Source organism: Pseudomonas sp. Y39-6 (assembly GCF_023651955.1).
Classification (GTDB): Bacteria; Pseudomonadota; Gammaproteobacteria; order Pseudomonadales; family Pseudomonadaceae; genus Aquipseudomonas; species Aquipseudomonas veronii.
Map to the genome: position 1 here is coordinate 773,956 of NZ_CP069594.1, position 25,310 is coordinate 799,265.

Here is a 25,310-nt window from a genome sequence, read left to right on the forward strand (position 1 = left end):
GTGTCGCTATTGGATAAGCCGTCCTACACCTCGAACTGCAACGCATTGCTCAAGTCGCCCATCGGTTTCTGGCCGCGGGCGATCATGGCGTCGTCGCGCCGCTTGAGCCCGTCCAATGTCTCCAACTGGAAGACGCGGGTGATCAGGCGCAGGATCGACGCGGTGTCGTACACCGTATGGTCCACCGTGCCTTTGCGCGCGAACGGCGACACCACCAGGGTCGGAACCCGTGTGCCAGGGCCCCAGCGGTCGCCTTTGGGCGGTGCCACGTGGTCCCACCAGCCGCCGTTTTCATCGACGGTCACCACCACCACCATGTTTTTCCACTGCGGGCTTTCCTGCAGCACCTTCAGGGCGCGGGTGATATGGCGGTCACCCGAGGCCACGTCGGCATAACCGGCGTGCATGTTGAGGTTGCCCTGGGGTTTGTAGAAGGTCACGGCGGGCAGCTTGCCCGCCTGCGCGTCGGCAAAGAACTTGTTGGTGCTCGACTCATCGCCCAGGCCCGCGTCGCGCAGGCGCTTGTCACGCTCCGCGCGGTTTTCCGGGCCCTGTTGCTTGAAGTAGTTGAACGGCTGGTGGTGGTACTGGAAGTTGGGGATCTTCGGAATGCCGCCCGAGTCCTTGAACTGTTCCAGCGTCGCTTGCCAGGCCCCGGCGTACCAGGCCCAGTCGATGTTCTTTTTCGACAGCTTGTCGCCGATGTGTTCGTGGGTCTGCGGCACCAGCACGTTGGGCAGGTCGGGCTTGGCGTAGTCCGGGTTTTGCGGGTCGCGAATCCAGGTCGGCCAGTAGGGCGGGGCCAGGGTGTTCACGGCGTAACCGTCCGGGGTCAGCGCGCTCGGGCCGAACTGCGGCGGGCCGCTCATGGCGCTGGCCGGGGATTTGTCCAGGGGCTTGAGGCGTGGGTCGGTGGGATCGTCGCTTTGCAGCGTGGCGATCTGCGCCTTGGCCACCGACTGCGCGGCGTTCGGATAAACCGGCGCGGTCGCGCTGATCAGGTATTGGTGGTTGAGGAACGAGCCGCCAAATGCGCCCTGGAAGAAGTTATCGCAGAGCACAAACTCCTTGGCCACGTCCCACAGGCGCAGGGAATAACGGCTCTGGGCGTAATGCCCCATCACCAGGCCGCCGGAATCGGCCCAGGCGACGAAATTGTCGTTCTTGCCGCCGTTGATCTGCATCTGGTTCTGGTAGAACACGTGCCACAAATCCCGGGTGACCAGGCTCAAGGGCAGGTCTTCGGCGTTCGGGCCCTTGAGGGCGAACGGGGCGTTGGGCAGGTTTTCCTGGAATTGCACTTCGCTGGGGTAGGTCACCCCGTCGACGCTTTGCGAGCCGACTTGCAACACACCACCCCACACCGGGGGCAGGGTGGTCAATACGCTGGCGTCGCGGTCGCGCTGCTGATAGTCGGCGGGAGACAACGCCGACAGCGGTTTCTCCAGACCGGGGAAATCGGCAAACAGGTTGTTGAAGCTGCGGTTTTCGGCGTAGATCACCACGACGGTTTTCACTTGGTCGTGTAATGCCTTATCCAACTCTTGCGGCGTGAGCGGCCGAGGCAGCGGTTTGCCCGGCGCGTCGCCGGGATTGCCGCAGGCACTCAAGGTCGCGCCCACCCCCAGCACCGCTGCGCCGCCGAGGAAGCGCCGCCGGCTGGTGTCTACCGGCGGTTGATCGATGGAATCGGGGGCCGGGCGGTCTTCGTGCTCGTCACTCATTGCGGGAGTCCTTGCTGGCGGTTTGTTGCAAGATATTTCGCCAGGACGGTAGCAGTGGAATGTGACGCAGGGAAGACAGCTTGAAGTTACACGCTTTAAGCGGAAAGCCTGGAGCTACAAACCTCAAGCTTGCCGCTGCGTTTAAGGCATCACCGGCGGCAAATACTTCAACGTCGTCCCCAACGCCCACAACAAAAACAACACCAACGGCGCGTGTACCAGCAACTGCACGAACGAAAACCCGATCAGATCCCGCGCCTTCAGCCCCAACACGCCCAGCAGCGGCAGCATATAAAACGGGTTGATCAAATTCGGCAGCGCCTCGGCCGCGTTGTAGATCTGCACGGCCCAGCCCAGGTGGTATTGCAGGTCAGTGGCCACTTGCATCACGTAGGGCGCTTCGATGATCCACTTGCCGCCGCCCGACGGGATGAAGAAACCCAGCACCGCCGAGTACACGCCCATCAACAGGGCATAGGTGTCGTGGGAGGCGATGGAGGTGAAGAAGGTCGAGATATGGTGAGCCAGGGTCTGGCCGTCGCCGCCCTTGACCACCGTCATCAGCGCGGCAATCGAGCCGTACAGCGGGAACTGGATCAGCACGCCGGTGGTGGTTGGCACCGCGCGGGCGACCGCGTCCAGAAAGCTGCGCGGGCGCCAGTGCAGCAGCGCACCGACCATGATGAACAGGAAGTTATAGGTGTTCAGCCCGGAAATCGCGCTGATCGCCGGTTTGGTCGAGAACTCGTGGAACAACCAACCCGCCGCCAGCACCGCCAGCAGGATCGTCAGCACCGGGCTGTGTTCCAGCCATTCGCCCGGGCGTGTCGGGGCCTGCGGCGTGGGCAGGTTGAAGGCCGGGTCGACCCCGCAGGCCTTGGCGTCACGGGCGCTGTTCGGGCCGGGCGCGGTGGCGTAGGCGATGATCAGCGAGACCACGATCAGCGCCAGCAGCAGCACGCCGGATTGCCACAGGAAGATGGTGTCGGTGAACGGGATCACCCCGGTGATCGACAGGATCGACGGCGGCAGACTGGCCGGGTTGGCCTGCAACTGCGCGGCCGACGACGACAGCCCCAGCGCCCATACCGCGCCGAGCCCCAGGTAGGCCGCGGCACCGGCAGCGCGGTAGTCCATGCGCAAGTTCGTGCGCCGCGCCAATGCGCGCACCAGCAAACCGCCGAACACCAGGGACAGTCCCCAGTTGAGCAACGAGGCAACCATGGAAATCAACGCCACCCAAGCCACGGCCGAGCGGCCGTTCTTCGGGATGCGCGCCAGGCGGTCGATCAGTTTCACCGCCGGTGGCGAACTGGCGACCACGTAACCGCCGATCACCACGAAGGCCATCTGCATGGTGAACGGGATCAGGCTCCAGAACCCATCGCCAAACGCCTTGGCGGCTTCGGTCGGCGCGGCGCCCATGCCCAGGGTCGCCACGGCGACAATGATCACGGCGAGGGCGGCAAACACCCAGGAGTCGGGAAACCAGCGTTCGGCGAAATTGGAGCAGCGCAGGGCAAATCGGGCATAGCGGCTTTCTTCGATAGCATCGGCCACGAGTCATTCCTCTTGTAATTGTTATGGTTTTGGCAGTTTTACGGCATGTTCCGCTACGGCCATTGATATGGGAATGCAGTTATCTTCATCGATCATTGAGGAAAACAAATATATCCGCCGCGATTGCCATCATCCGGCGCAGCTCATAACCTGCACGCCATTTTGTTTGTCTGCCGAGCCTCAACATGACTGCCACCTCGCTTGCCCAGGCGCAGCGTTTTTCCCGCTCCGACTACAAAACCCTGGGCCTGGCTGCCCTCGGCGGCGCCCTGGAAATCTACGACTTCATCATTTTCGTGTTTTTCGCGCTGACCCTCAGCCAACTGTTCTTCCCGCCGGAAATGCCCGAGTGGCTGCGCCTGCTGCAAAGTTTCGGGATCTTCGTCACCGGCTACCTCGCGCGCCCGCTGGGCGGCATCCTGATGGCGCACTTCGCCGATCACCTGGGGCGCAAGCGCGTGTTCAGCCTGAGCATCCTGATGATGGCCTTGCCCTGCCTGCTGATCGGGATCATGCCGACCTACGCGCAAATCGGCTATTTCGCACCGCTGATCCTGCTGGTGCTGCGCGTGCTGCAAGGTGCGGCGGTGGGCGGTGAAGTGCCCAGCGCCTGGACCTTTGTCGCTGAGCACGCGCCGCCCCATCACCGCGGTTACGCCTTGGGCTTCCTGCAGGCCGGCCTGACCTTCGGCTACCTGCTCGGCGCACTGACCGCCACGCTGCTGGCGCAAATCTTCACCCCGGCGGAGATCCTCGACTACGCCTGGCGCTTCCCCTTCCTGCTCGGCGGCGTCTTCGGCGTGATCGGCGTGTGGCTGCGCCGCTGGCTCAACGAAACCCCGGTATTCCTCGACATGCAGGCGCGCCGCCAAGCCGCCGCCGAACTGCCGCTGCGCACCGTATTGCGCGACCATCGCCGCGTGTTGCTGCCGGCGATGATCCTCACCTGCGTGCTCACCTCCGCCGTGGTGGTGCTGGTGGTCATCACCCCGACCATGATGCAGAAAACCTTCGGCATGACGCCCAGCCACACCTTCGCCCTGAGCGCGCTGGGCATTGTGTTCCTGAACATCGGTTGCGTACTTGCCGGCCTGCTGGTGGACCGCATCGGCGCCTGGCGCGCGGTGCTGGTCTACAGCCTGTTGCTGCCACTGGGGATCGCCGTGTTATACGCCAGCCTGATCGCCGGTGGCGTCTGGCTCGGCGCGGCATATGCCGTGGCAGGCTTGAGCTGCGGCGTGGTCGGCGCAGTGCCGTCGGTGATGGTCGGACTGTTCCCGGCGCCGGTGCGGGTGTCAGGCATTTCCTTCACCTACAACATTGCCTACGCGCTGTGGGCGAGCACCACGCCCTTGATGCTGATCGCACTGATGCCGACCAGCCCGTGGATTTGCGTGGGTTATTGCGTGGTGATGGGCGCGGTGGGGGTGGTGAGTGTGGTGCTGTTCAGCAAGCGCCACGCAGTGGATGCAGGCGCTCGCGGAGCCTAAGGGCCACCAATTGACGGGTATTGCGGCCGCTCCTATAGTCAGGTCCACCCCCCGATCAGCACATAGCCCTTCATGACCCAGACGGCCCTTATCAACCCCGCCATTCTGTCCTGGTCTCGCCAGCGGGCGGGGCTGTCTGAGGCTCAGGTCGCCAAGGGGCTTACGGTCAAGACGCAAAGGGTCATGGAGTGGGAGAGCGGCCGGAGCCTTCCCACCTTTAACCAGGCGCAAAAGTGGGCTGCCATCGCGCATGTTCCTTTTGGTTTTCTCTTTCTCCAGGCGCCTCCACAGGAGCATCTGCCACTTCCGGACCTGCGCACGGTAGGCGGCGAATTACCCGATAAACCCAGCCTGGATTTGATGGACACCGTCAGGGATGTGCTACGCAAACAGGCCTGGTACCTGGAGTATTTGCAGGATCACGAACGAGCGCCGCTTTCCTTTGTCGGGAGCTTCAACAGTCGCTCGCCGATCAAGGACGTCGTTGCCGATATCCGTCGTGTCCTGGGCGTAACCGATGCCCCGGCCCGTATGAGTTATGAAGACTATATGCGGGCATTGGTGAGTGGCGCGGAAGACGCCGGCATTCTCGTTATGCGCAGCGGTGTTGCCTTGGGCAATACCCGCAGGAAACTTGATGTCAGCGAGTTTCGAGGATTTGCGATCAGCAACGTGATGGCCCCCGTTGTGTTTATCAACAGTGCGGATGCACCCTCGGCACGGCTTTTTACCCTGGTGCATGAGCTTGCCCATCTCTGGATCGGCAGTACGGGCGTATCCGATGGGGGCAGTCAGGGGCCTGGTCAAGAAGAAGCCTTCTGCAATGCGGTGGCGGGCGAGTTTCTTGCGCCGGGAATCGCCTTCAGCGCGTACTGGGACAGCGATCTTTACTGGGAAGACAACCTGGCGCCTTTGGCGGGGCGCTTTCATGTCAGCACACTCGTCATTGCCCGCCGTGCGCGTGACCTTGGTTACATCAGCGGCGATCAATACGGCGCCTACTACCGACGGATCTTGCAGGCATATCGAGATAAGGACGGCGGTGGAGGGGACTACTACCGTACCGCTGCGACCAGGAACAGTACCCGGTTGAGCAAGGCTGTTCTGGCGCAAGCCCAGAGCGGTCAGATTTTGCTACGCGACGCGGGAAAACTGCTGGGTGTGCAGCCTGCCAAGTTGAAGACGTATGGAATGAAGCTCTCGGCATGAAGCATCTATTGGATTCGAATACGCTGATCGAGGCCAAAAATCGCTATTACGGGATGACGATTTGTCCGGGCTATTGGGCATGGATACTTCAACAACACCAGGCTTTGGAGATTGCCAGTATCGTACCGGTAAGGGACGAGCTGGCTAAAGGCAATGACGATCTGACCCAGTGGGTCAAGAGCAATGCCCAGCTCTTTGAAGACGCCAGCGATGAACGGACTCAAGTGGCATTTGGGTATATCGTCGCCAAAATTGCCGAGCAGGCGCCGCTGATGAAGGTTGGCGCGCTTGAGGAGTTTCTTGAAGGGGCAGACCCGTGGCTGATTGCCAAGGCGATGACGACGGGAGCGGTGGTTGTAACCCATGAAGTGTATAACCCCGATATCAAGCGTAAATACACCATTCCCAATGTGTGCTCACTGGTCGGCGTCTCTTATATGAATACGTTTGAGTTGCTCGGTAAGCTGGACGCACGTTTCGTTTTGCACCGCTGACCCATTGGGGCAAAGAGGTTTTGGTGTCATCAAAGGTAACCGCCTGCTGGCGTGCGGATGACAATTTTGTAACCCGTGCCAGCGTATTTAGCCGATAGCTCTATGATTCATCCAACCACACCCCACGAGGATGTTTCATGAGCGCAGGACACAACCACGCCCAGGTACGCGCCGGCCACGAACGGCAGTTGTGGATGGCCCTCGGGCTGACCAGCAGTTTCATGATTGCCGAGGTGATCGGTGCCTTTATCACCGGCAGCCTGGCGCTGTTGTCCGATGCCGCGCACATGATGACCGACGCCCTGGCCATGGCGATTTCCCTGGTGGCGATCCAGATCGCCAAGCGCCCCGCCGACCGCAAGCGCACGTTCGGCTATGCCCGCTTTGAAATCCTGGCGGCGGCGTTCAATGCCTTGCTGCTGTTTGCGGTGGCGTTCTACATCCTTTATGAGGCCTATCAACGCCTGCAGGCACCCGCCGAAATCCAGTCGACCGGCATGCTGGTGATCGCCGTGCTGGGGCTGCTCGTCAACCTGATCTCCATGCGCCTGCTCAGCGCCGGCAGCGGCGAAAGCCTGAATGTCAAAGGCGCGTACCTGGAGGTCTGGAGCGACATGCTCGGCTCTATCGGCGTGATCATCGCGGCCGTCGTGATCATGTTGACCGGCTGGGCTTGGGTCGACTCCGTGGTGGCGGCGGCGATTGGTTTCTGGGTGTTGCCGCGCACCTGGGTGCTGCTCAAGGACAGCATGAATGTGCTGCTGCAAGGCGTGCCCGACGGCGTCGATATCGACAGCGTGGAGCAGGCCATGCGTGGCGTGCCCGGCGTGAAGGACGTACACGACCTGCATATCTGGGCGCTCACCAGTGGCAAGAACGTGCTGAGCAGCCATCTGGTGGCGGATGCGATGCCGGGCACCGAACAGCAGGTCCTCGCTCAAGTGACGCAATTGCTGCATGAACAATTCGATATTTCCCACGTCACGCTGCAGGTCGAGGGCGAGGGTTTTCATCGTGACGGGCCCGAAGACGCCCATGCTTGAGCCTTGCTAACGGATTTGTAATGTTCGCCCCACCGCCCTGATAAGTACCGAAAGTTACAGTGCCCCGGCTTGGATTTATCCGCCATTTCATGGGCCTGGAACTCTCGTTATGCCAACTCGTGCAAGAACTCTACTGTGCTCGATCATCGTGTTGCTGGCGACGGCGCAAGGGGTCGGCGCCCAAACCCTGACCCTCGACGCCGCCCTGCAAACCGCCTTCGCCAACAACCCCGACCTGGCCGCCGCGCAATGGGAGATCGACATCGCCAGCGGCGGCCGCCAGCAGGCGGGGCTGATCCCCAACCCGGTGGCCTCGTGGGATGCCGAAGACACCCGCCGCGACACCCGCACCACCACGCTCAAGTTAAGCCAGACCCTGGAACTGGGCGGCAAGCGCGGCGCGCGCATCGAGCTGGCCACGCGTGGCCAGGACGTCGCGGCGCTGACCCTCGAACAGCGCCGCAACGGCTTGCGCGCCGAGGTGATCGACAGTTATTACGGCGCCCTTCGCGCCCAGGAGCGCCTCGACCTGGCGCAACGCTCCCTGGCGTTGGCCGAGCGCGGCCTGGTGATCGCCAATGGCCGCGTCAACGCCGGTAAATCGTCGCCAGTGGAAGCCACCCGCGCCCAGGTGCAGTTGTCGGAAATCCGCCTGGAACTCAACCGCGCCCAGATGGGTGTCAGCGATGCCTATCGCCGCCTGGCCGCCAGCACCGGCAGCGCCGCGCCCGACTTCGCCGCCGTCGCCACGCCAAGCAGCGTCCCGGCGACGTTGCCGCCCGCCGCGCAACTGCTGGCGCGTCTTGAGCAGACCGTCGAGCTGCGCCTGGCCGAACTGCAAATCCTGCAGAACGAAGCCAGCGTGGGCCTGGAAAAAGCCCAGCGCATCCCCGACCTCGATGTGTCGATTGGTAGCCAGTACGACGCCAGCGTGCGCGAGCGCGTGAATCTGGTGGGCGTGTCGATGCCGATCCCGCTGTTCAACCGCAACCAGGGCAACGTGCTCGCCGCCACCCGCCGCGCCGACCAGGCCCGTGACCTGCGCAACGCCGCCGAACTGCGCCTGCGCACCGAAACCCGCCAGGCCCTGGACCTGTGGCAAACCGCGAACACCGAAGTGCGCGCGTTCAACCAGCAGATCCTGCCCGCCGCCCAGAGCGCGGTGGACAGCGCCACCCGTGGCTTCGAAATGGGCAAGTTCAACTTCCTCGACGTCCTCGACGCCCAGCGCACCTTGATCGCTGCCCGCACCCAATACCTCACGGCGACCGCCCAGGCCACCGACGCCTGGGTACGCATCGAACGGATCTACGGCGACCTCGCCCGTTTCTGATTTTTTTGGAGTCCTCTATGCAGACTAAACATGGCGTGGCGCTAGCCCTTGTCCTGGGCCTGATGCTGTCCGGCCTGGCAAACGCCGAGGAAGAAGAAGGCACACTCGAACTCACCGAGCAGCAGATCGAGGCCGCCGGTATTCAACTGGCCCAGGCCCAGTCGCGGCCGATCAGCACGGTGCTGTCGTTGCCGGGTGAAGTGCGCTTCGATGAAGACCGCACGTCGCACATCGTGCCGCGTGCGGCGGGGGTGGTGGAGGCAGTGAAGGTCAACCTCGGCCAGACGGTCAAGCAAGGCGAGTTGCTGGCGGTGATCGCCAGCCAGCAGATTTCCGATCAGCGCAGCGAGCTGGCCGCCAGCCAGCGTCGCCTCGAACTGGCGCGCACCACCTTCCAGCGCGAGCGCCAACTGTGGCAGGACAAGATCTCCGCCGAGCAGGATTACCTGCTGGCGCGCCAGGCCTTGCAGGAAGCCGAAATCGCCCTGAACAACGCCCGCCAGAAGATGACCGCCCTCAGCGGCAGCGCCGTGCCGGCCGGCGGTAATCGCTATGAATTGCGCGCACCGTTCGCCGGCGTGGTGGTGGAGAAACACCTGGGCGTCGGCGAGGTGGTCAGCGAGACCAGCAACGCCTTCACCTTGTCGGACCTGTCGCAGGTGTGGGTCACGTTCGGCGTCTTTCCCAAGGACTTGAACAAGGTCCGCGTCGGCAAGCCGGTGAAAGTCAGCTCCACCGAAATGGGCACCGAAGTACTCGGTACCGTGGCCTATGTGGGCAACTTGCTGGGCGAGCAGACGCGCACCGCCACCGTGCGCGTGACCGTGCCCAACCCCGATGACGCCTGGCGCCCGGGGTTGTTCGTCGCCGTACAGATCGCCACCGACACCTACCAGGCCAAGGTCACCGTGCCCGAGGCCGCGATCCAGACCGTCGAGGACAAGCCCTCGGTGTTCGTTCGCACGGCGGACGGGTTCGTCACCCGCCATCTGGAACTGGGCGTCAGCGAAAACGGCTACGTCGAAGTGCGCCGGGGCCTCGACGCCGGGGCACAGGTGGCCACGGTTGGCAGCTTCATCCTCAAGTCCGAACTGGGCAAAGGCTCGGCCGAACACGCCCATTGATCCTGCGAGTGATTTCCCATGTTTGAGCGCCTTATCCAATTCGCCATCGAGCAGCGCATCATCGTGCTGTTGGCGGTGCTGTTGATGGCCGGTGTCGGCGTCGCCAGCTATCAGAAACTGCCCATCGACGCGGTGCCCGACATCACCAATGTGCAGGTGCAGATCAACTCGGCGGCACCCGGTTTTTCGCCGCTGGAAACCGAACAGCGCATCACCTTTCCCATCGAAACCGCGATGGCCGGGTTGCCGGGGTTGCAGCAGACCCGTTCGCTGTCGCGCTCCGGTTTGTCCCAGGTCACGGTGATCTTCAAGGACGGCACCGACCTGTTCTTTGCCCGCCAATTGGTCAACGAACGCCTGCAAGTCGCCCGTGAACAACTGCCCGTCGGCATCGAAACGGCGATGGGGCCGATTTCCACCGGTCTTGGGGAAATTTTCCTATGGACCGTGGAAGCCGAAGAGGGCGCGCGCAAGGACGACGGCACGCCCTACACGCCGACCGACCTGCGCGTGATCCAGGACTGGATCATCAAGCCGCAACTGCGCAACGTGCTCGGCGTGGCCGAGATCAACACCATCGGTGGTTATGCCAAGGAATACCAGATCGCCCCCGACCCCAAGCGCCTGGCGGCCTACAACCTGACCTTGAGCGATCTGGTCACCGCGCTGGAGCGCAACAACGCCAACGTCGGTGCCGGCTACATCGAGCGCAGCGGCGAGCAGTTGCTGATCCGCGCACCGGGGCAAGTGGCGTCGATCGACGATATCGCCAACATCGTCATCACCACCTCGGACGGCACGCCGATCCGCGTGCGCAATGTGGCCCAGGTCGAGATCGGCCGTGAGCTGCGTACCGGCGCCGCCACCGAAAACGGCCGTGAAGTGGTGCTGGGCACGGTGTTCATGTTGATCGGCGAAAACAGCCGCACTGTATCCCAGGCCGTGGCTGCGCGACTCGAACAGATCAACCGCTCGCTGCCCGAGGGCGTGGTCGCCGTGACCGTCTACGACCGCACCAACCTCGTCGAAAAAGCCATCGCCACCGTGAAGAAAAACCTCTTCGAAGGCGCGTTGCTGGTGGTCGCGGTGTTGTTCCTGTTCCTCGGCAACATCCGCGCGGCGCTGATCACCGCGATGGTGATCCCGCTGGCGATGCTGTTCACCTTTACCGGCATGTTCACCAACAAAGTCAGCGCCAACCTGATGAGCCTCGGCGCGCTGGACTTCGGCATCATCGTCGACGGCGCGGTAGTGATCGTCGAGAACGCGATCCGTCGCCTGGCCCATGCGCAACAGCGACACGGCCGCCTGTTGACCCGCAGCGAGCGCCTGCACGAAGTGTTCGCGGCGGCCAAGGAGGCGCGGCGCGCGCTGATCTTCGGGCAACTGATCATCATGGTGGTGTACCTGCCGATCTTCGCCCTCACCGGCGTGGCCGGGAAAATGTTCCACCCCATGGCCTTCACCGTGGTGATCGCCCTGTTCGGCGCGATGATCCTCTCGGTGACCTTTGTGCCGGCGGCGATTGCGCTGTTTGTCACCGGCAAGGTCAAGGAAGAAGAAAACCTGGTGATGCGCAGTGCGCGCCGGGTCTATGCGCCGGTGCTCGATGGGGTGATGGCGCGGCGCCCGCTGGTGTTCGGTTTGGCGCTGTTGACCATCGTCGCCTCGGGGCTGGTGGCCAGCCGCATGGGCAGCGAATTCATCCCCAGCCTCAGCGAAGGCGACTTCGCCCAGCAAGCCCTGCGCGTGCCCGGAACCAGCCTGACGCAGTCGGTGCAGATGCAACAGCAGTTGGAAAAAACCTTGATGGCCCAGGTGCCGGAAATCGAACGGGTCTTCGCCCGCACCGGCACTGCGGAGATTGCCTCCGACCCGATGCCACCGAACATTTCCGACAGCTACGTGATGCTCAAGCCCAAGGATCAGTGGCCTGATCCGCAGAAGTCCCGCGAAACGCTGATCGCCGATATCCAGCGCGCCAGTGCGATTGTGCCGGGCAGTGCGTATGAACTGTCGCAACCGATCCAACTGCGCTTCAACGAGCTGATTTCCGGGGTGCGCAGCGACGTGGCGGTGAAGGTGTTCGGCGACGACATGGCGGTGCTCAACGCCACCGCCGGGGAAATCGCCGAGACCTTGCAAGGCCTGAACGGCGCCTCGGAAGTGAAGGTCGAGCAGACCTCCGGCCTGCCGGTACTGACCATCAATATCGACCGCGACAAGGCCGCGCGGTTTGGCCTGAACGTCGGCGATGTGCAGGACACGATTGCCGTCGCAGTCGGTGGGCGCCAGGCCGGAACGTTGTACGAAGGTGACCGACGTTTCGACATGGTCGTGCGTTTGTCCGACGCATTGCGCACCGATATCGACGGCTTGTCGCGGCTGCTGATCCCGGTGCCGGCGCTGGCCGGTAACGCCTCCGGGCAACTGGGCTTTATCGCCTTGTCCCAGGTCGCCAGCCTCGACCTGGTGCTGGGCCCGAACCAGATCAGCCGCGAGAACGGCAAGCGCCTGGTGATTGTCAGCGCCAACGTGCGGGGGCGTGATATCGGCTCGTTTGTCCAAGAGGCCGAAGCCGCCATCGGCGCGCAGGTCAAAGTGCCGGTTGGCTACTGGACCACCTGGGGCGGGCAGTTCGAACAGTTGAAGGAGGCCTCCGACCGCCTGCGCATCGTGGTGCCGGTGGCGCTGCTGCTGGTGTTCGGGCTGTTGTTCATGATGTTCAACAACCTCAAGGACGGGCTGTTGGTGTTCACCGGGATTCCGTTCGCCTTGACCGGTGGGATCATGGCGCTGTGGCTGCGCGATATTCCGCTGTCGATCTCGGCCGGGGTGGGCTTTATCGCCTTGTCCGGCGTGGCGGTGCTCAACGGCCTGGTGATGATCGCGTTTATCCGCAACCTGCGCGAGGAAGGGCGCTCGCTGTCGATGGCCATCAACGAGGGCGCGCTGACCCGGCTGCGCCCGGTGTTGATGACGGCGCTGGTGGCCTCCCTCGGGTTTATCCCCATGGCCCTGGCCACGGGCACCGGCGCCGAGGTGCAGCGGCCGCTGGCGACGGTGGTGATCGGCGGGATCATTTCCTCTACGTTGCTGACCTTGCTGGTGCTGCCGGCGTTGTATCACTGGGCGCATCGCAAGGACGAGGAAACACCAGGCTGAAGCGCGTAAAACGCCCCGGCTGGCTGCTGACATCGGCGTGGCCCTGATGCAGGTGCATGATCGACTGCACGATGGCCAGCCCCAGGCCGGTGCCGCCCTCGGCGCGGGTACGGCTGCTGTCGGCGCGGTAGAAGCGTTCGAACAAGTGCGGCAGGTGGTGCGCTTCGATGCCGCGCCCGGGGTTGCCGACCGACAGCGATACACGCTGGCCGTAGGTTTCCACCAGCAACAACACGGTAGACGCGGTTGGCGTGTGGCGGATGGCATTGGACAGCAAGTTGGAGATGGCCCGCTGGATCATCAGGCGATCGCCCATCACCCAGGCGTCGCCGCGCAGGTTCAGGGTCACCTGCTTGTCCTCGGCGCTCAAGGCAAACAGCTCCATCACCCGCTGCGCTTCGTCACCCAACGACACCCGGGCAAACCCGGCCCGCGCCGCCGGATGGCTGACCTGGGCCAGAAACAGCATGTCGGAGACGATGCGCGACAGGCGTTCCATTTCCTCGACGCAGGATTCCAGGCCCGCTTGGTATTCCTGCGAAGGCCGCTCGCGGGACAACGTCACCTGCGCCTTGCCCATCAGGTTGGTCAACGGCGCGCGCAGTTCGTGGGCCAGGTCATCGGAGAACTGCGACAGTTGCCGCACACCGTCGTCCAGGCGGTGCAGCATGAAGTTGATGCCCTGGGCCAACTCGCCCAGCTCCTTGGGCAGGTTGTCCAGCGCCAGGCGATGGGTCAGGTCCTGGGTGCTGACCTGCGCCGCCACACGGCTGAACTGCTGCAACGGCGCCAGCCCGCGCTGCACCAGCCACCAGGCGCCCATGCCGATCAGGATCAGCAGCAGCGGCAGGGCGATCACCGTGGAGCGCAGGTAGGCACTGAGCAACGCTTCATCGTCGGAGCGGTCCAGCGAGAGCAGCACGCGCACGTTCTCGCCATTGCGCAGCGCCACCATGCGCGAGGCGCTGAGGATGCGGTTGCCATGCCCATCCACCCAGTTCAGGTAGGCCAGGGTCTTGCCGGCCGGTACGTCGAGCAACAACGGCTGCTGGGGTTTTGCGCCCACGCTGAGGAGCACCGGCGCATCGGCCTGGGTGCTCATGATGGTCAGGTAGATATTGTCGTGGCCCATCACCAGGTCCAGCAGCGAGTGGGGGCGGCTGCTGATGTCGCGGGGGGCGAGGCTCTGGCTCAGGCTGTGTTCCAACTGATCCAGCTTGTTTTCCAGGCCCTTGCGCGCGAGTTTGTCCAGCTCGTGGGTCAAGGCCAGGTAAGCCAGGGTCGCCAGCAGCACGACCAGTCCGGCGCCCATCAGGCTGACCGTCAGGCCCAGGCGCATCGACAGGCTGCTGGTCCTCATTGACGCGCCTCCAGCACGTAACCGACGCCGCGAATGGTGTGGATCAGCTTGACCTCGCTCTGGTCGTCGACCTTGCCGCGCAGGCGGCTGATGGAGACTTCGACGACGTTGGTGTCGCAGTCGAAGTTCATGTCCCACACCAGCGAGATGATTTGCGTGCGGGTCATCACCTCGCCGGCCTGGCGCATCAATACGTGCAGCAGGGCGAACTCCTTGGTGGTCAGGTCGATGCGTCGTGTGCCGCGGTAGGCGCGGTGGCGGCGCGGGTCCAGCTCCAGGTCGGCGACGCGCAACACGTCCGGCAACGGAATGTGCTCGCTGCGCCGCAACAGCGTGCGGACGCGGGCCAGCAGTTCGGGGAATTCGAAGGGTTTGACCAGGTAATCATCGGCGCCCATGTCCAGGCCCTTGATCTTGTCGGCCAGCCGGCCGCGGGCGGTCAGCATCATCACCCGCTGGTTGCCGTCGCGGCGCAGGTGTTCCAGCACTTCCCAACCGTCGGTGTTGGGCAGGTTCACGTCGAGGATCACCAGTTCATAGGTGTGTTGCCGGGCCAGGTGCAGGCCGTCGACGCCACTGGCGGCGCAATCGACGACATAGCCGCTTTCGGTCAGGCCCTGCTGCAAGTAATCGGCGGTTTTCTGCTCGTCCTCAACCACAAGGATACGCATGGGGATTTACCTTCAAAGGAAACGGAGAGGGGGCATGGCCTCATAGAGGCGCTGAATTTGGCTGTAGGAAAACTCTGAGCCGTGAAGTAGCTATAGGGTCAAGCCACGTCAGGTAGCTGCGACGATTCGCCGCTGTGCGAGTGAACAAAAAAACGCCCCAAGCGGGGCGTAAAAAGTTCATCTCCGTTCCAAAGGAGCTACACAAAAGCCGCAGAGATGAATAGTGCTCGATGCGCAGTATAAAAACTGCAACTTAACGCGAAGGTGAGGCCGATATTACAGTTCTGACAGATTTGAACCTGTGAAGAGATGTACTTCATCGGCAAGTAAATGTAAGCGTTGCTTAGAGCACCGCCAGTGGATATTCGATAATGACCCTTACTTCTTCCAGGTCCGACTCAAATGCACTTGAGCGCACGCTCGCCTGGCGCAGGCGCAGGGATAAGTCCTTCAGCGTGCCGGCCTGCACCACGTACTTGGCTTCGATATTGCGTTCCCAGCGGCGCTGATCGGTGAGCGGATTACCGGCGGCATCGCGGCGCATGTACACCGCGTTGGCGTTGCTGTAGTCGGCCCCGCTGCCTTTGGCGTAGCGGGTCATGAACGTCAGGCCGGGAATGCCGAAGGCCTGCATGTCCAGGTCGTAGCGCACCATCCATGAGCGTTCCTTGGGCGAGTTGAAGTCGCTGTACTGGATCGAGTTGTTGAGGAAGATCGAGTCCGACTGGCGCAGGTAATCGAAGTCGTCGTCGCCATTGTTGCGCTGGTGCGACACGGCAACGCTGTGGGCGCCGACTTTCACCCCGAGCCGGGCGCTCCAGATGTTGTTGTCGAATGTTCCCAGGCGCTTTTTGCCCTCGTCCACGGCCTTGTAGTAATTGACGTCGCCGAACAGCGAAACGTCTTCGGTGAGCGGGTAACTGGCGGTGCTGCCGACGTAGTATTGGTCCCAGGCGTCTTTCAGGCGGCTGCTGTACAGGCTGAAACCGAGGTGCTTGTTGAGTTGATAGTCACCGCCGAAATAGCCGATCCAGGGCGAGTCGACCGGGCCCGCATAAAACGTCGCGAAGCCTTTGTTCATGCCGCTTTCATTGGGCTGGCTCATGCCGCTCAAGCGTCCGCCCTGCAGGCTCAGGCCGGCGAGGCTGGTGTTTTGCACGGTGACGCCACGGAAACTTTCCGGCAATACACGGGAGTCGCCGTAGGCCACCACCGGCGTCAGCGGGAACACGTCGCCGGCCTTGATCACTGTGTCCAGCACGCGCAATTTCGCGGCGCCGCCGACCTTGCTGTAGCTGTCTTCGGGGCGGTTGTCGCGGTCCACCGGCAACATGCCGAACGAGCCTTTGCCGCCGCTGCGGCCGGTGCCCGAATCGAGTTTCACGCCGACCATGGCAAACGCATCCAGGCCAAAGCCCACGGTGCCTTGGGTGAAGCCGGATTCGAACTTGCCGATCAACCCCTGTGCCCAGGCTTCTGAATAGCCGTTGCCGGTCGGGCTGGATTGGCCTTTGCGATCATCGCGGTTGAAGTAAAAATTACGTGCCAGCACGTTCAGGCGGCTGCCTTCGATAAAACCGTCGGGCTGGTCTTCCACGGCCAGCGCTGCCAGGGGCAAGGCGGCGACGAGTGAGAGGGGAAGGGTGTAATAACGGATATGCATGTTTCGCTCCTCGGTATTGGCAGTGATCAGCTTCTTATGGAGGCGGGCGTTCTTATTGATTTGGCCCGGGCTGATAGTTGCAAACCGTGGATAACGGCTGTGTTGCGTGAACATTACAATTCTGGAACCTTAGTGCCACCTAACAAATACGTAATCTTCTGGTGAACATCGCGTCAGGGTTGTTTGGTTAGTCTCGACACTGAACTTTCAGTCGAGGAATGAACAATGAACTTTTATAAAACTGGCCTGGGTATATTGACGGCCATCCTGTCCTTCGGCGCATTGGCCGAAGGCGGCGGCGATCGCACGTTTGCGCTGATGATGGAGCGCAATGAACAAGCCATGACCGAATACGCGGCCAGAGAGGGCAAAGCGGCCCCGGTGGTGCAGACCTATCGCTATGGCATGACCCTGGACATCGCCAAGGTGGTCAACGTGACACCACCGATCCGCTCTTGCAGCCCCGTGCCCTCGCGCATGACCTACGAAGACACCAGCGGCAAGCTCAATACCCTGGAATATCAAGTGATGGGTATCTGCCGGAACAATGGCAGCTGACCGCTGTAAAAAAGAGTGACGCCGGGCATTGAAGCGCTCTTCAGAAAACGCCGGCCACACCGATGAAGGCCGGGTGGAATGGGCGAATGCCAACTTCCTGCAGGAACTGGCTTACTCGATGTCGCAACTGCAGGCGCGCGGCGAACACGTTGTCGGTGCGGTGCGCCTGATGAGTGACGGCCGCCAGCAAGCCGAGCAGGGCCTGGCCCTGGCGGCCGAAGCCGGCACGGTGATCGTGGACATCCAGGACGGCGCACAAAAGGTCGTCAGCGCAGTCGGACAGTTCGCCAACCAGCTCTCGAACTGACCCGTAGGGCTTGTGCTTGAGGTATCGTAGGTTTTTTCACGATTGAAGAGCCGATCCTCCATGAGCCCCGACCACTGCCGCCCCGTTCCGCTGTCCAAGGCCTACCGCTTGCTCAACCACGGCCCGACCGTGCTGGTCAGCGCCGCGCATGACGGTCAGCGCAACATCATGGCTGCCGCCTGGGCCATGCCGTTGGATTTCGAACCGCCGAAAGTCGCCGTCGTGCTGGACAAGGCCACCTGGACCCGGCAACTGCTGGAACGCGCCGGCACCTTCGTGCTGCAGGTGCCCTGCGCGGCCCAGGCCGATCTCGTACAGACGGTGGGCACTACCAGCGGCGCGGAACTCGACAAATTCGCCGCCTATGGCCTGCGCACCTTCAACGGTGAACACACTGAGGCGCCTTTGCTCGAAGGCTGCGTCGCCTGGTTGGAATGCCGCCTGTTGCCCGAACCGCACACCCAGCAGACCTACGACCTGTTCCTCGGCGAAGTGGTCGCGGCGTATGCCGACGAGCGCGTGTTCAGCGAAGGGCACTGGCACTTCGAAGGCGTTGATCAACTGCGCACCTTGCACCATGTAGCGGGCGGGCATTTCCTCACGATCGGCCAGCCGATTGACGGGCAGCAGCTGACGCCCGCCGGTTGAGCGCGTTCAGCGCCCGAGCATCTTCACCCAGCGCGCCGGCGGCATGCCGTAGGTGCTGTGAAATTGCCGGGTCATGTGGCTCTGGTCGGTGAAGCCGGCGATCATCGCTGCGTCCACCAGCGTTTTGCCCTGGGCCAGCAGGCTGCGTACCTGATCCAGCCGGCGCATGGTCAGGTAGCGGTAAGGGCTGGTGCCGAACAACAAACGAAAATCCCGCGACAAGGCCCAGCGGTCGCGGCCGGCGTGTTCGGCCATTTCATCCAGGGTGATGCTGCGGCCCAGGGCGCTGTGGATAAATTCCCGGGCGCGTTCGGCGGCGACGTAATCGAAGGTCTTGCGGGTGGTGATCGCTCCCGAGGCGTTGTTCAAGGCTTGGGCCAGGTCGAACAGGGCGTCCTGCTCCTGCAGCCGGTCGATCGGGCAGTCCAGGCTTTGCAGCAACACTTCGCTGGCGCGAAACAGCCACGGGTCGGTGGACACCCCGCCGGGGATAAACGGCAACGGCTTGCCGCCGAGGATCTGTTGGACCAGCGCCGGCTCCACATAGATCATGCGGTACTTGAAGCCTTCCTCGCTGCCGGCGCGGCCGTCATGGGTCTCGTCGGGATGAATCACCATGGTGGTGCCGGGCAGGCCATGGGTCATGCCGCCGCGATAATGAAAACTCTGCACGCCGAACAAGGTGCGACCGATGGCATAGGTGTCATGGCGATGCAGGTCGAACGCGATGCCGGCAAAGTACGCCTCGATACGGTCCAGGCCACTGGCATGCGGCGCGCGGTGGACCCAGTCGAGGGTGGGGGTGGGTTTACCCATGGTGACTTGTCACAAGAAGAGGTGGAAACACGTTAACCGAGTCTGAGGCCCTTGTCTGCCGGGGTCTTGTACGATTGTGCAGGGGGGCAGGCGAGGCCTATGATCGCTGTTCGTGCCCTGTGCTGATGGAGTTGCCCACCATGGATTTGCTCAACCCCGCCTACGTGACGCCCCTGATCTCGCTGGCCCTGCTGTGGACGGTGGCGGTGGTCACGCCCGGGCCCAATTTCTTCAACACCGCGCAACTGGCCGCCAGCTGTTCGCGCCGCCATGGTGTGGTGGCCTCGGCGGGTGTCGCGACTGGGACGATCCTGTGGGGGCTGGCCGGTGGGCTGGGCATAAAGTCGCTGTTTACCGCCGCCCCCATGCTGTACCTGGCGTTCAAGATCATCGGTGGCTGCTACCTGATCTACCTGGGGTTGAAGCTGTTCAAACGCTCGGCGCCGGCGATGGGGCAGAGCCGCTTGCCGGACGGGGCTAGGCGCTCGTTGTTTTCCGCCTGGCGCCTGGGGTTGCTGGGCAATCTGTCCAATCCCAAGGCCGCGCTGTTCGTCGCCACCATCTTCGCGTCCACCATGCCGCCGTCGCCATCGCCGATGCTGTTGACCCTGGCGGTGATCATCATGGCCACCTTGTCGTTCAGCTGGTATTCCAGCGTGGCCCTGGTGTTTTCCAGTGCGCGCATGGCCGACCTCTACAGCCGCTCGCGTAAATGGCTCGACCGTTTTGCCGGGAGTTGCTACATGCTGTTTGGTGCACATCTGGTAGCGAATCGCTGACCGCTTATGGTAAGAAGCCTTACTTTCAACAGTGAGGTTGGGTCATGAGCAAGGTGCGCGTAGGGATTATTTTTGGTGGCCGTTCGGCCGAGCACGAAGTCTCGCTGCAATCGGCGCGCAATATTGTCGATGCCCTCGACCGCTCGCGCTTCGAGCCGGTGCTGATCGGCATCGACAAGGCCGGTCACTGGCACCTTAACGACACCTCGAACTTCCTGATCAACCAGGAAAACCCGGCGCTGATCGCCCTCAACCAGTCCAACCGCGAACTGGCGGTGGTGCCGGGCAAGGCCAGCCAGCAAGTGGTGGAAACCGCCGGCAGCGGCCTGCTCGCGCATATCGATGTGATCTTCCCCATCGTCCACGGCACCCTCGGCGAGGACGGTTGCCTGCAAGGCCTGCTGCGCATGGCCGACCTGCCTTTCGTCGGCTCCGACGTGCTCGGCTCGGCGGTGTGCATGGACAAGGACATCAGCAAACGCTTGCTGCGCGACGCCGGCATTGCCGTCACGCCGTTTATCACCCTCAACCGCAACAACGCGGCGCGCACGTCGTTCGACATGGCGGTGGGCAAGCTCGGCCTGCCGATGTTCGTCAAACCCGCCAACCAAGGCTCTTCGGTGGGCGTGAGCAAAGTGAACGACGAGGCCGAATACCACGCCGCCGTCGAACTGGCCCTGGGTTTTGACGAGAAAGTGCTGGTGGAGTCCGCCGTCCACGGCCGCGAAATCGAATGCGCCGTGCTGGGCAACGAACATCCCATCGCCAGCGGTTGCGGCGAGATCGTGGTGAGCAGCGGCTTCTATTCCTACGACAGCAAGTACATCGACGACCAGGCGGCCCAAGTGGTAGTGCCGGCCGATATCAGCGTGCAAGCCAGCGAGCGGATTCGCCGCCTGGCCGTCGAAGCGTTCGAGGTGTTGGGGTGCGCAGGGTTGGCGCGGGTCGATGTGTTCCTCACCGAGGACGGCGAAGTGCTGATCAACGAAATCAACTCGTTGCCGGGTTTTACCCGGATCAGCATGTACCCCAAGCTGTGGCAGGCGGCGGGGATGAGCTACAGCGAGTTGGTCAGCCGCTTGATTGAACTGGCGTTGGAGCGGCATGCGGGGCGCAAGGGGTTGAAGATCAGCCGATAGTCATCGCCCGGCGCGTCAGTAACGCCATCAGGCGTTACTGAGGACTTCCCGGAAAACGTCCGGTCTTATAGCCGCAATATGCAGCAGCGAACGTGCTGCGCCGGAGGGGGAGCGACGCCCTTGTTCCCACTCTTGAAGGGTTCTTATCGACACCCCCAATAGCTCGGCAAATTTGGCTTGCGACAACCCAGTCTTACTTCTTGCGTCCGCGGCTTGAGTGATTTCAACCTGGTGGACTGCGCCGTAAAGCCCCGCTTTGACATCCTGAATGGCTGCCAGTAATTCTTCGCCGATAGTGCGCTTGGCGTCACGTTCCTTCAGCTGTTTCTCAGTGAGCGGCATGGTTCATGTCCTTCGCGATTTTGTACAGGATATGCGCTGGAATAGGCTCGGTAGCGCCCTTGCCGTAAATCAGCAGGGCTACTACTGCTCCACACGACAATTGTGTGGTGTAGATGATCCGCACTGATCCACTTTTACCTCGGCCTTCCAGGCTCCAGCGTACTTTGCGGCAGCCACCCGAGCCGGGAATTACGGTTCCGGCGTCAGGATGGCTGGCCAGAAACGCCATGAAAATCCCGCGCTCTTCTTCGGACCAATAATCAGGCCATAACCTGCTGAACAGCGGAGATTCTATGATCGTTAACACGCGAAATTCTACGTCCTTGACGTAGCCTCTGGCAAGAAAGGGCGGGCCAGAAAATCGCAGTAGTGGAGCCGCTGCTCAAGGGCGTTTTTACCGCAAAAAATGACATGGCACTTTGCGTCTCGCCTCAGGGAGAGGACATTCAAAAGAGGGCTGTAGGCCTTTGTTAATCAGCTTGTACGAGCAATCCACGAATACAACAACGTCTTCGCCTCTTGCGGTTGATGCGTGCGTCGGCGGTAGCTGGCAAACGTCGGTGATGTGCAGTAGGTACACACCTCACTCACTTCAATCTGCTCGCGCCGAATGCCCGCCGCTTGCAGCAGCATCAGCCCATACCCGCTCAAGTCAAACCATGCGCTGCCCGCTTGTCTCGCCTGGGGCGGTGCAATTTCCGGCGTCAGCAGCGGTGCCGGTTGCTCAGCGCTCCATGGCGCCTGGCGGTGTGGCCACAGGTGCCCTTGGTCCGACTGGAACTCGGCAATAAACGCCGCGCTCACCTCATAACAACAGGGCTTGATCGACGGCCCGATTGCCACCTGCAATTGATCGACAGCCACTCCTTCAGCGGCAAAGCGCTGCACGGCGCTGGCGATGATCCCGCGTTGCAGGCCCTTCCAGCCACCATGCACAGCGGCCACCCAGTCACCGTTGTTCGAGGCGAACAGAATGGGCAGGCAGTCGGCGGTGATCACCGCGATCGGGTGGTGATGGCGCGTCAACACGCCATCGGCTTCGACCGTATTGGCCACCCGATCTGCCTGCCATTCCATCACCGACGCACTGTGTATCTGCTTGCAGATGAATACCTCTTCCGGCCGCTGCGGGTCATTGATCGAACAAAAACCGTGGTCGACACCAGGAACGGAACCGAGATTGTTTGCCTTGCGCACTGTGCTGTTCTCCGTGCATTAACGATCAATCGCCCAACGCCTCTCCCTCCCGCCGAGGGTCGGCACCGCCGCTCAGCAGCACCTTGCCCTGCGCATCCCGCGTGCGAACGATGGCCTGGATGCCACTGGTCATCTCGATCTCGCTCAGCGCATGGCCCTTGTCCCTGAGCGCCTGTTTCAACGCCGGGCTGAACAGGCCGGTTTCCAGTTCGGTAGCGCCATTGCGGCTGCCGAAGTTGGGCAGGCTGATCGCGGCTTGCGGGTCGAGTTGCCAGTCGAGCATCGCCACCAGGGATTTGCTCACGTATTCGATGATCTGCGAGCCGCCCGGCGAACCCAGGGCGGCCAGCAACTCACCGCTGTGGCGGTCGAACACCAGGGTCGGCGCCATGGCCGAGCGCGGGCGTTTGCCGGGTTGCACGCGGTTGGCCACCGGCTGGCCGTTTTCTTCGGGAATGAACGAGAAGTCGGTCATCTGGTTGTTGAGCACAAAGCCCTGGACCATCAGGTGCGAGCCAAATGCGGACTCCACCGTGGTGGTCATCGACACGGCGCCACCCTGGTCATCCACCGCCACCACTTGTGAGGTGGAGATGCGCAGCGGCGAGCGGTCCGGGGCATACGCCACTTGAATGCCCGCCGGTTGGCCCGGCTGCGCGATGCCCAGGCTGCGTTCACCGATCAGCGCGGCGCGTCGGGCCAGGTAATCCGGGGCGACCAGGCCGGCGACCGGCACCGGCACAAAGTCGGCATCGGCCACATACAGGGCGCGGTCGGCAAAGGCCAGGCGCCCGGCCTCGGCGATCAGGTGAACCGCTTCGGGCGTGGGCTCAAGGCCGGCGGGGGAGGCGCTCTTGAGCGGCGTCATGGGCGCGATGGCCAGGCGCGGGTCGCGGGCTTGCAGGGCCTGCAACGTGCCGAGGATCTGCGCGATGGCAATCCCGCCCGACGACGGCGGCGGCATGCCACAGATTTTCCAGCGCTTGTAATCGGTACACAGCGGCGCGCGTTCCTTGGCCGCGTAGCCTGCAAGGTCGGCCTCGGACAGGCTGCCCGCGTTGCGGTGGCCCTGCACCTTGCGCGCAATCTCGTCGGCGATCGGGCCGTGGTACAGCGCGTCCGGGCCTTCCTCGGCGATGCGCTTGAACACGGCGGCCAGCGCCGGGTTTTTCAATAGGGTGCCGGTGGCTTTGGGCGTGCCATCGGCGTTCAGAAAGTAGGCCGCCATCTCCGGCGACTGTGGGATAAAACGGTCAGCGGCTATCAGGCTGTGCAAGCGCGGCGAGATGGCGAAGCCGTGTTCCGACAGCCGGATCGCCGGCTCGAACAACCGGGCCCAGGGCAGATGCCCGGTCTTTTTGTGCGCCAGCTCCAGCGCTCGCAACACCCCCGGGGTGCCCACCGAACGCCCGCCGATCTGCGCTGCGGTAAACGCCATCGGCTGCCCGTCGGGCTTGAGGAACAAGCGCTCGGTCGCCCCGGCCGGTGCGGTTTCCCGGCCGTCATACGCCTGCATGCGGTTCCCGTCCCACAGCATGATGAACGCGCCGCCGCCAATCCCCGACGACTGCGGCTCCACCAGCGTCAACACCGCCTGCATGGCAATCGCCGCGTCGATCGCCGAACCGCCCTGGCGCAACATCTCGCGCCCGGCTTCGGCCGCCAGCGGGTTGGCCGCCGCCGCCATATGCTGCGCGGCATGGCGCGGGCTGAGGTCGGTGCGATAGCCCGAGCCCAACTCCGGCGCCGCTGGCGGTTCGTTGACCGGGGAGTGGCAGGCCACCAGGGCCAGGGCTGCGGCAATGACCGTCAGGTGACGGCGGGCAATCGAAAACACGCGTTGAACTCCGTTCATTTTGCGAATGATCTGTCGTTCTTGGGGAGTGCGTTTACAGGTAGATCGAGCCCTGCATATACAGCACAGCCTTGCCGGAAATAATCACCCGGTCGCCCTTGAGGGCACAGCGCAACTGGCCCTTGCGCGTGCCGCCCTGTTCGGCGCTCAGGCTTGTCTTGCCCAGGCGCTCGGCCCAGAACGGCGCCAACGAGGTATGCGCCGAACCGGTGACCGGGTCTTCATTGACCCCCACATTCGGGCCGAACCAACGGGAAATGAAATCGAACCGCGCACTCTTGGCCGTCACCGCAATCCCGCGTTTGGGCAGGCCCTTGAGCCGGGCGAAATCCGGGGTGAGCGCGGCGACCTGGGCTTCGTCGTCGAGCAACACGATGTAGTCATCGGTGCCGAACACCTCGGCGCGTTCAATCCCCAGCGCGCTCAACATTCCGGCAGGCGGCTCGCACGCTTGTGGCGCTTTCGCCGGGAAATCCATCGCCAGTTCATCGCCCTCGCGGGTTACCCGGAGCTCGCCGCTGCGCGTTGCAAACCGCAGCACGTCAGGCGCATCCGCCAACGCATTGATCAACACCCACGCCGCTGCAAGCGTGGCATGGCCGCACAGGTCGACTTCGACGGTCGGGGTGAACCAGCGCAACTCATAAAAATCGTCACGCGGTACGAAGTAGGCGGTTTCGGACAGGTTGTTTTCGGCGGCGATGTTTTGCAGTTGCACGTCGCTCAGCCACTCGGTCAGCGGGCACACCGCAGCGGGGTTGCCGCCGAAAGGGTGTTGGCTGAAGGCGTCGACTTGGTAGATGTCCAGTTTCACCGTGGTGTACTCCATGTGC

Annotated in this window: 22 protein-coding genes and 1 pseudogene; 12 read left to right on the plus strand and 11 right to left on the minus strand. The window is 62.9% G+C overall.

Features of this window, described 5'->3' with window-relative positions:
- Positions 1-23 precede the first annotated feature (23 nt).
- Together JN756_RS03340 and JN756_RS03345 are read right to left on the minus strand one after the other, a co-directional pair.
- Complete coding sequence (locus JN756_RS03340) at positions 24-1,724, minus strand: acid phosphatase (protein ID WP_017844504.1); 1,701 nt, start codon at positions 1,722-1,724, stop codon at positions 24-26.
- A 141-nt stretch (positions 1,725-1,865) separates the two neighbouring features.
- The gene (locus JN756_RS03345) at positions 1,866-3,284 is read right to left on the minus strand and encodes a short-chain fatty acid transporter (RefSeq protein WP_201021772.1); all 1,419 of its coding nucleotides are present in this window, start codon (positions 3,282-3,284) and stop codon (positions 1,866-1,868) included.
- Positions 3,285-3,469: 185 nt separating this feature from the next.
- On the opposite strand from JN756_RS03345, the gene JN756_RS03350 reads away from it, so the two are divergent.
- From JN756_RS03350 to JN756_RS03380, 7 genes are all read left to right on the plus strand, one after another.
- The gene (locus tag JN756_RS03350; RefSeq protein WP_046384821.1) at positions 3,470-4,774 is read left to right on the plus strand and encodes an MFS transporter; all 1,305 of its coding nucleotides are present in this window, start codon (positions 3,470-3,472) and stop codon (positions 4,772-4,774) included.
- A 72-nt stretch (positions 4,775-4,846) separates the two neighbouring features.
- Positions 4,847-5,983 carry an XRE family transcriptional regulator gene (locus JN756_RS03355; protein ID WP_046384820.1) on the plus strand — a complete coding sequence of 379 codons (1,137 nt, stop codon included), beginning with the start codon at positions 4,847-4,849 and terminating at the stop codon, positions 5,981-5,983.
- Positions 5,980-6,477, plus strand: a complete 498-nt coding sequence (locus tag JN756_RS03360; RefSeq protein WP_017844499.1) for a DUF4411 family protein — start codon at positions 5,980-5,982, stop codon at positions 6,475-6,477. Before JN756_RS03355 ends, JN756_RS03360 begins: the two co-directional genes overlap by 4 nt.
- Positions 6,478-6,614: 137 nt before the next feature.
- Positions 6,615-7,520, plus strand: a complete 906-nt coding sequence (locus JN756_RS03365) for a cation diffusion facilitator family transporter (protein ID WP_046384819.1) — start codon at positions 6,615-6,617, stop codon at positions 7,518-7,520.
- A gap of 109 nt (positions 7,521-7,629) precedes the next feature.
- Positions 7,630-8,853, plus strand: coding sequence for a TolC family protein (locus tag JN756_RS03370; RefSeq protein ID WP_164886998.1), 1,224 nt, complete (start codon positions 7,630-7,632; stop codon positions 8,851-8,853).
- A gap of 17 nt (positions 8,854-8,870) precedes the next feature.
- A complete protein-coding gene (locus JN756_RS03375) occupies positions 8,871-9,977 on the plus strand; it encodes an efflux RND transporter periplasmic adaptor subunit (protein ID WP_201021773.1) in 1,107 nt (368 codons plus the stop codon).
- An 18-nt stretch (positions 9,978-9,995) separates the two neighbouring features.
- The gene (locus JN756_RS03380; protein ID WP_201021774.1) at positions 9,996-13,142 is read left to right on the plus strand and encodes a CusA/CzcA family heavy metal efflux RND transporter; all 3,147 of its coding nucleotides are present in this window, start codon (positions 9,996-9,998) and stop codon (positions 13,140-13,142) included.
- Here the strand turns inward: JN756_RS03380 and JN756_RS03385 are convergent.
- From JN756_RS03385 to JN756_RS03395, 3 genes are all read right to left on the minus strand, one after another.
- On the minus strand, positions 13,066-14,502 hold the full coding sequence (locus tag JN756_RS03385; RefSeq protein ID WP_046384815.1) for a heavy metal sensor histidine kinase: 1,437 nt from the start codon (positions 14,500-14,502) through the stop codon (positions 13,066-13,068). The genes JN756_RS03380 and JN756_RS03385 overlap by 77 nt on opposite strands.
- Positions 14,499-15,173, minus strand: a complete 675-nt coding sequence (locus JN756_RS03390; RefSeq protein WP_046384814.1) for a heavy metal response regulator transcription factor — start codon at positions 15,171-15,173, stop codon at positions 14,499-14,501. Before JN756_RS03390 ends, JN756_RS03385 begins: the two co-directional genes overlap by 4 nt.
- A 343-nt stretch (positions 15,174-15,516) precedes the next feature.
- A complete protein-coding gene (locus JN756_RS03395; RefSeq protein WP_177031396.1) occupies positions 15,517-16,836 on the minus strand; it encodes an OprD family porin in 1,320 nt (439 codons plus the stop codon).
- Positions 16,837-17,061: 225 nt separating this feature from the next.
- Here JN756_RS03395 and JN756_RS03400 point away from each other — a divergent pair, with 225 nt between their 5' ends.
- From JN756_RS03400 to JN756_RS03410, 3 genes and pseudogenes are all read left to right on the plus strand, one after another.
- Entirely contained in the window at positions 17,062-17,394 is a 333-nt protein-coding gene (locus tag JN756_RS03400; RefSeq protein WP_126588931.1) for a DUF2790 domain-containing protein, read from the plus strand.
- A 157-nt stretch (positions 17,395-17,551) separates the two neighbouring features.
- Positions 17,552-17,701 (plus strand): annotated as a pseudogene (locus JN756_RS03405) (chemotaxis protein); the annotation flags it as partial.
- Positions 17,702-17,761: 60 nt separating this feature from the next.
- Positions 17,762-18,349: a flavin reductase family protein gene (locus JN756_RS03410; RefSeq protein ID WP_201021775.1), complete on the plus strand. Its 588-nt coding sequence runs from the start codon at positions 17,762-17,764 to the stop codon at positions 18,347-18,349.
- Positions 18,350-18,355: 6 nt separating this feature from the next.
- Here the strand turns inward: JN756_RS03410 and JN756_RS03415 are convergent, their stop codons facing one another.
- Positions 18,356-19,165, minus strand: a complete 810-nt coding sequence (locus JN756_RS03415; protein ID WP_201021776.1) for an AraC family transcriptional regulator — start codon at positions 19,163-19,165, stop codon at positions 18,356-18,358.
- Positions 19,166-19,305: 140 nt separating this feature from the next.
- Here JN756_RS03415 and JN756_RS03420 point away from each other — a divergent pair, with 140 nt between their 5' ends.
- Entirely contained in the window at positions 19,306-19,944 is a 639-nt protein-coding gene (locus tag JN756_RS03420; RefSeq protein ID WP_079442770.1) for a LysE family transporter, read from the plus strand.
- 44 nt (positions 19,945-19,988) lie between these two features.
- The gene (ddlA, locus tag JN756_RS03425) at positions 19,989-21,083 is read left to right on the plus strand and encodes a D-alanine--D-alanine ligase (protein ID WP_017844486.1); all 1,095 of its coding nucleotides are present in this window, start codon (positions 19,989-19,991) and stop codon (positions 21,081-21,083) included.
- Positions 21,084-21,110: 27 nt separating this feature from the next.
- Here the strand turns inward: ddlA and JN756_RS03430 are convergent, their stop codons facing one another.
- The 5 genes from JN756_RS03430 to JN756_RS03450 all read right to left on the minus strand — a co-directional run bounded on the left by JN756_RS03430 (position 21,111) and on the right by JN756_RS03450 (position 25,291).
- A complete protein-coding gene (locus JN756_RS03430; protein WP_046487461.1) occupies positions 21,111-21,425 on the minus strand; it encodes a helix-turn-helix domain-containing protein in 315 nt (104 codons plus the stop codon).
- Positions 21,412-21,654: a hypothetical protein gene (locus JN756_RS03435; protein ID WP_236255074.1), complete on the minus strand. Its 243-nt coding sequence runs from the start codon at positions 21,652-21,654 to the stop codon at positions 21,412-21,414. The genes JN756_RS03430 and JN756_RS03435 overlap by 14 nt, the downstream gene beginning before the upstream one ends.
- A 245-nt stretch (positions 21,655-21,899) precedes the next feature.
- Complete coding sequence (gene pgeF / locus JN756_RS03440) at positions 21,900-22,622, minus strand: peptidoglycan editing factor PgeF (RefSeq protein WP_057005643.1); 723 nt, start codon at positions 22,620-22,622, stop codon at positions 21,900-21,902.
- Positions 22,623-22,647: 25 nt separating this feature from the next.
- The gene (gene ggt / locus JN756_RS03445) at positions 22,648-24,477 is read right to left on the minus strand and encodes a gamma-glutamyltransferase (protein ID WP_201021778.1); all 1,830 of its coding nucleotides are present in this window, start codon (positions 24,475-24,477) and stop codon (positions 22,648-22,650) included.
- 34 nt (positions 24,478-24,511) lie between these two features.
- Positions 24,512-25,291, minus strand: coding sequence for a PhzF family phenazine biosynthesis protein (locus JN756_RS03450; RefSeq protein WP_108525196.1), 780 nt, complete (start codon positions 25,289-25,291; stop codon positions 24,512-24,514).
- Positions 25,292-25,310 lie beyond the last annotated feature (19 nt).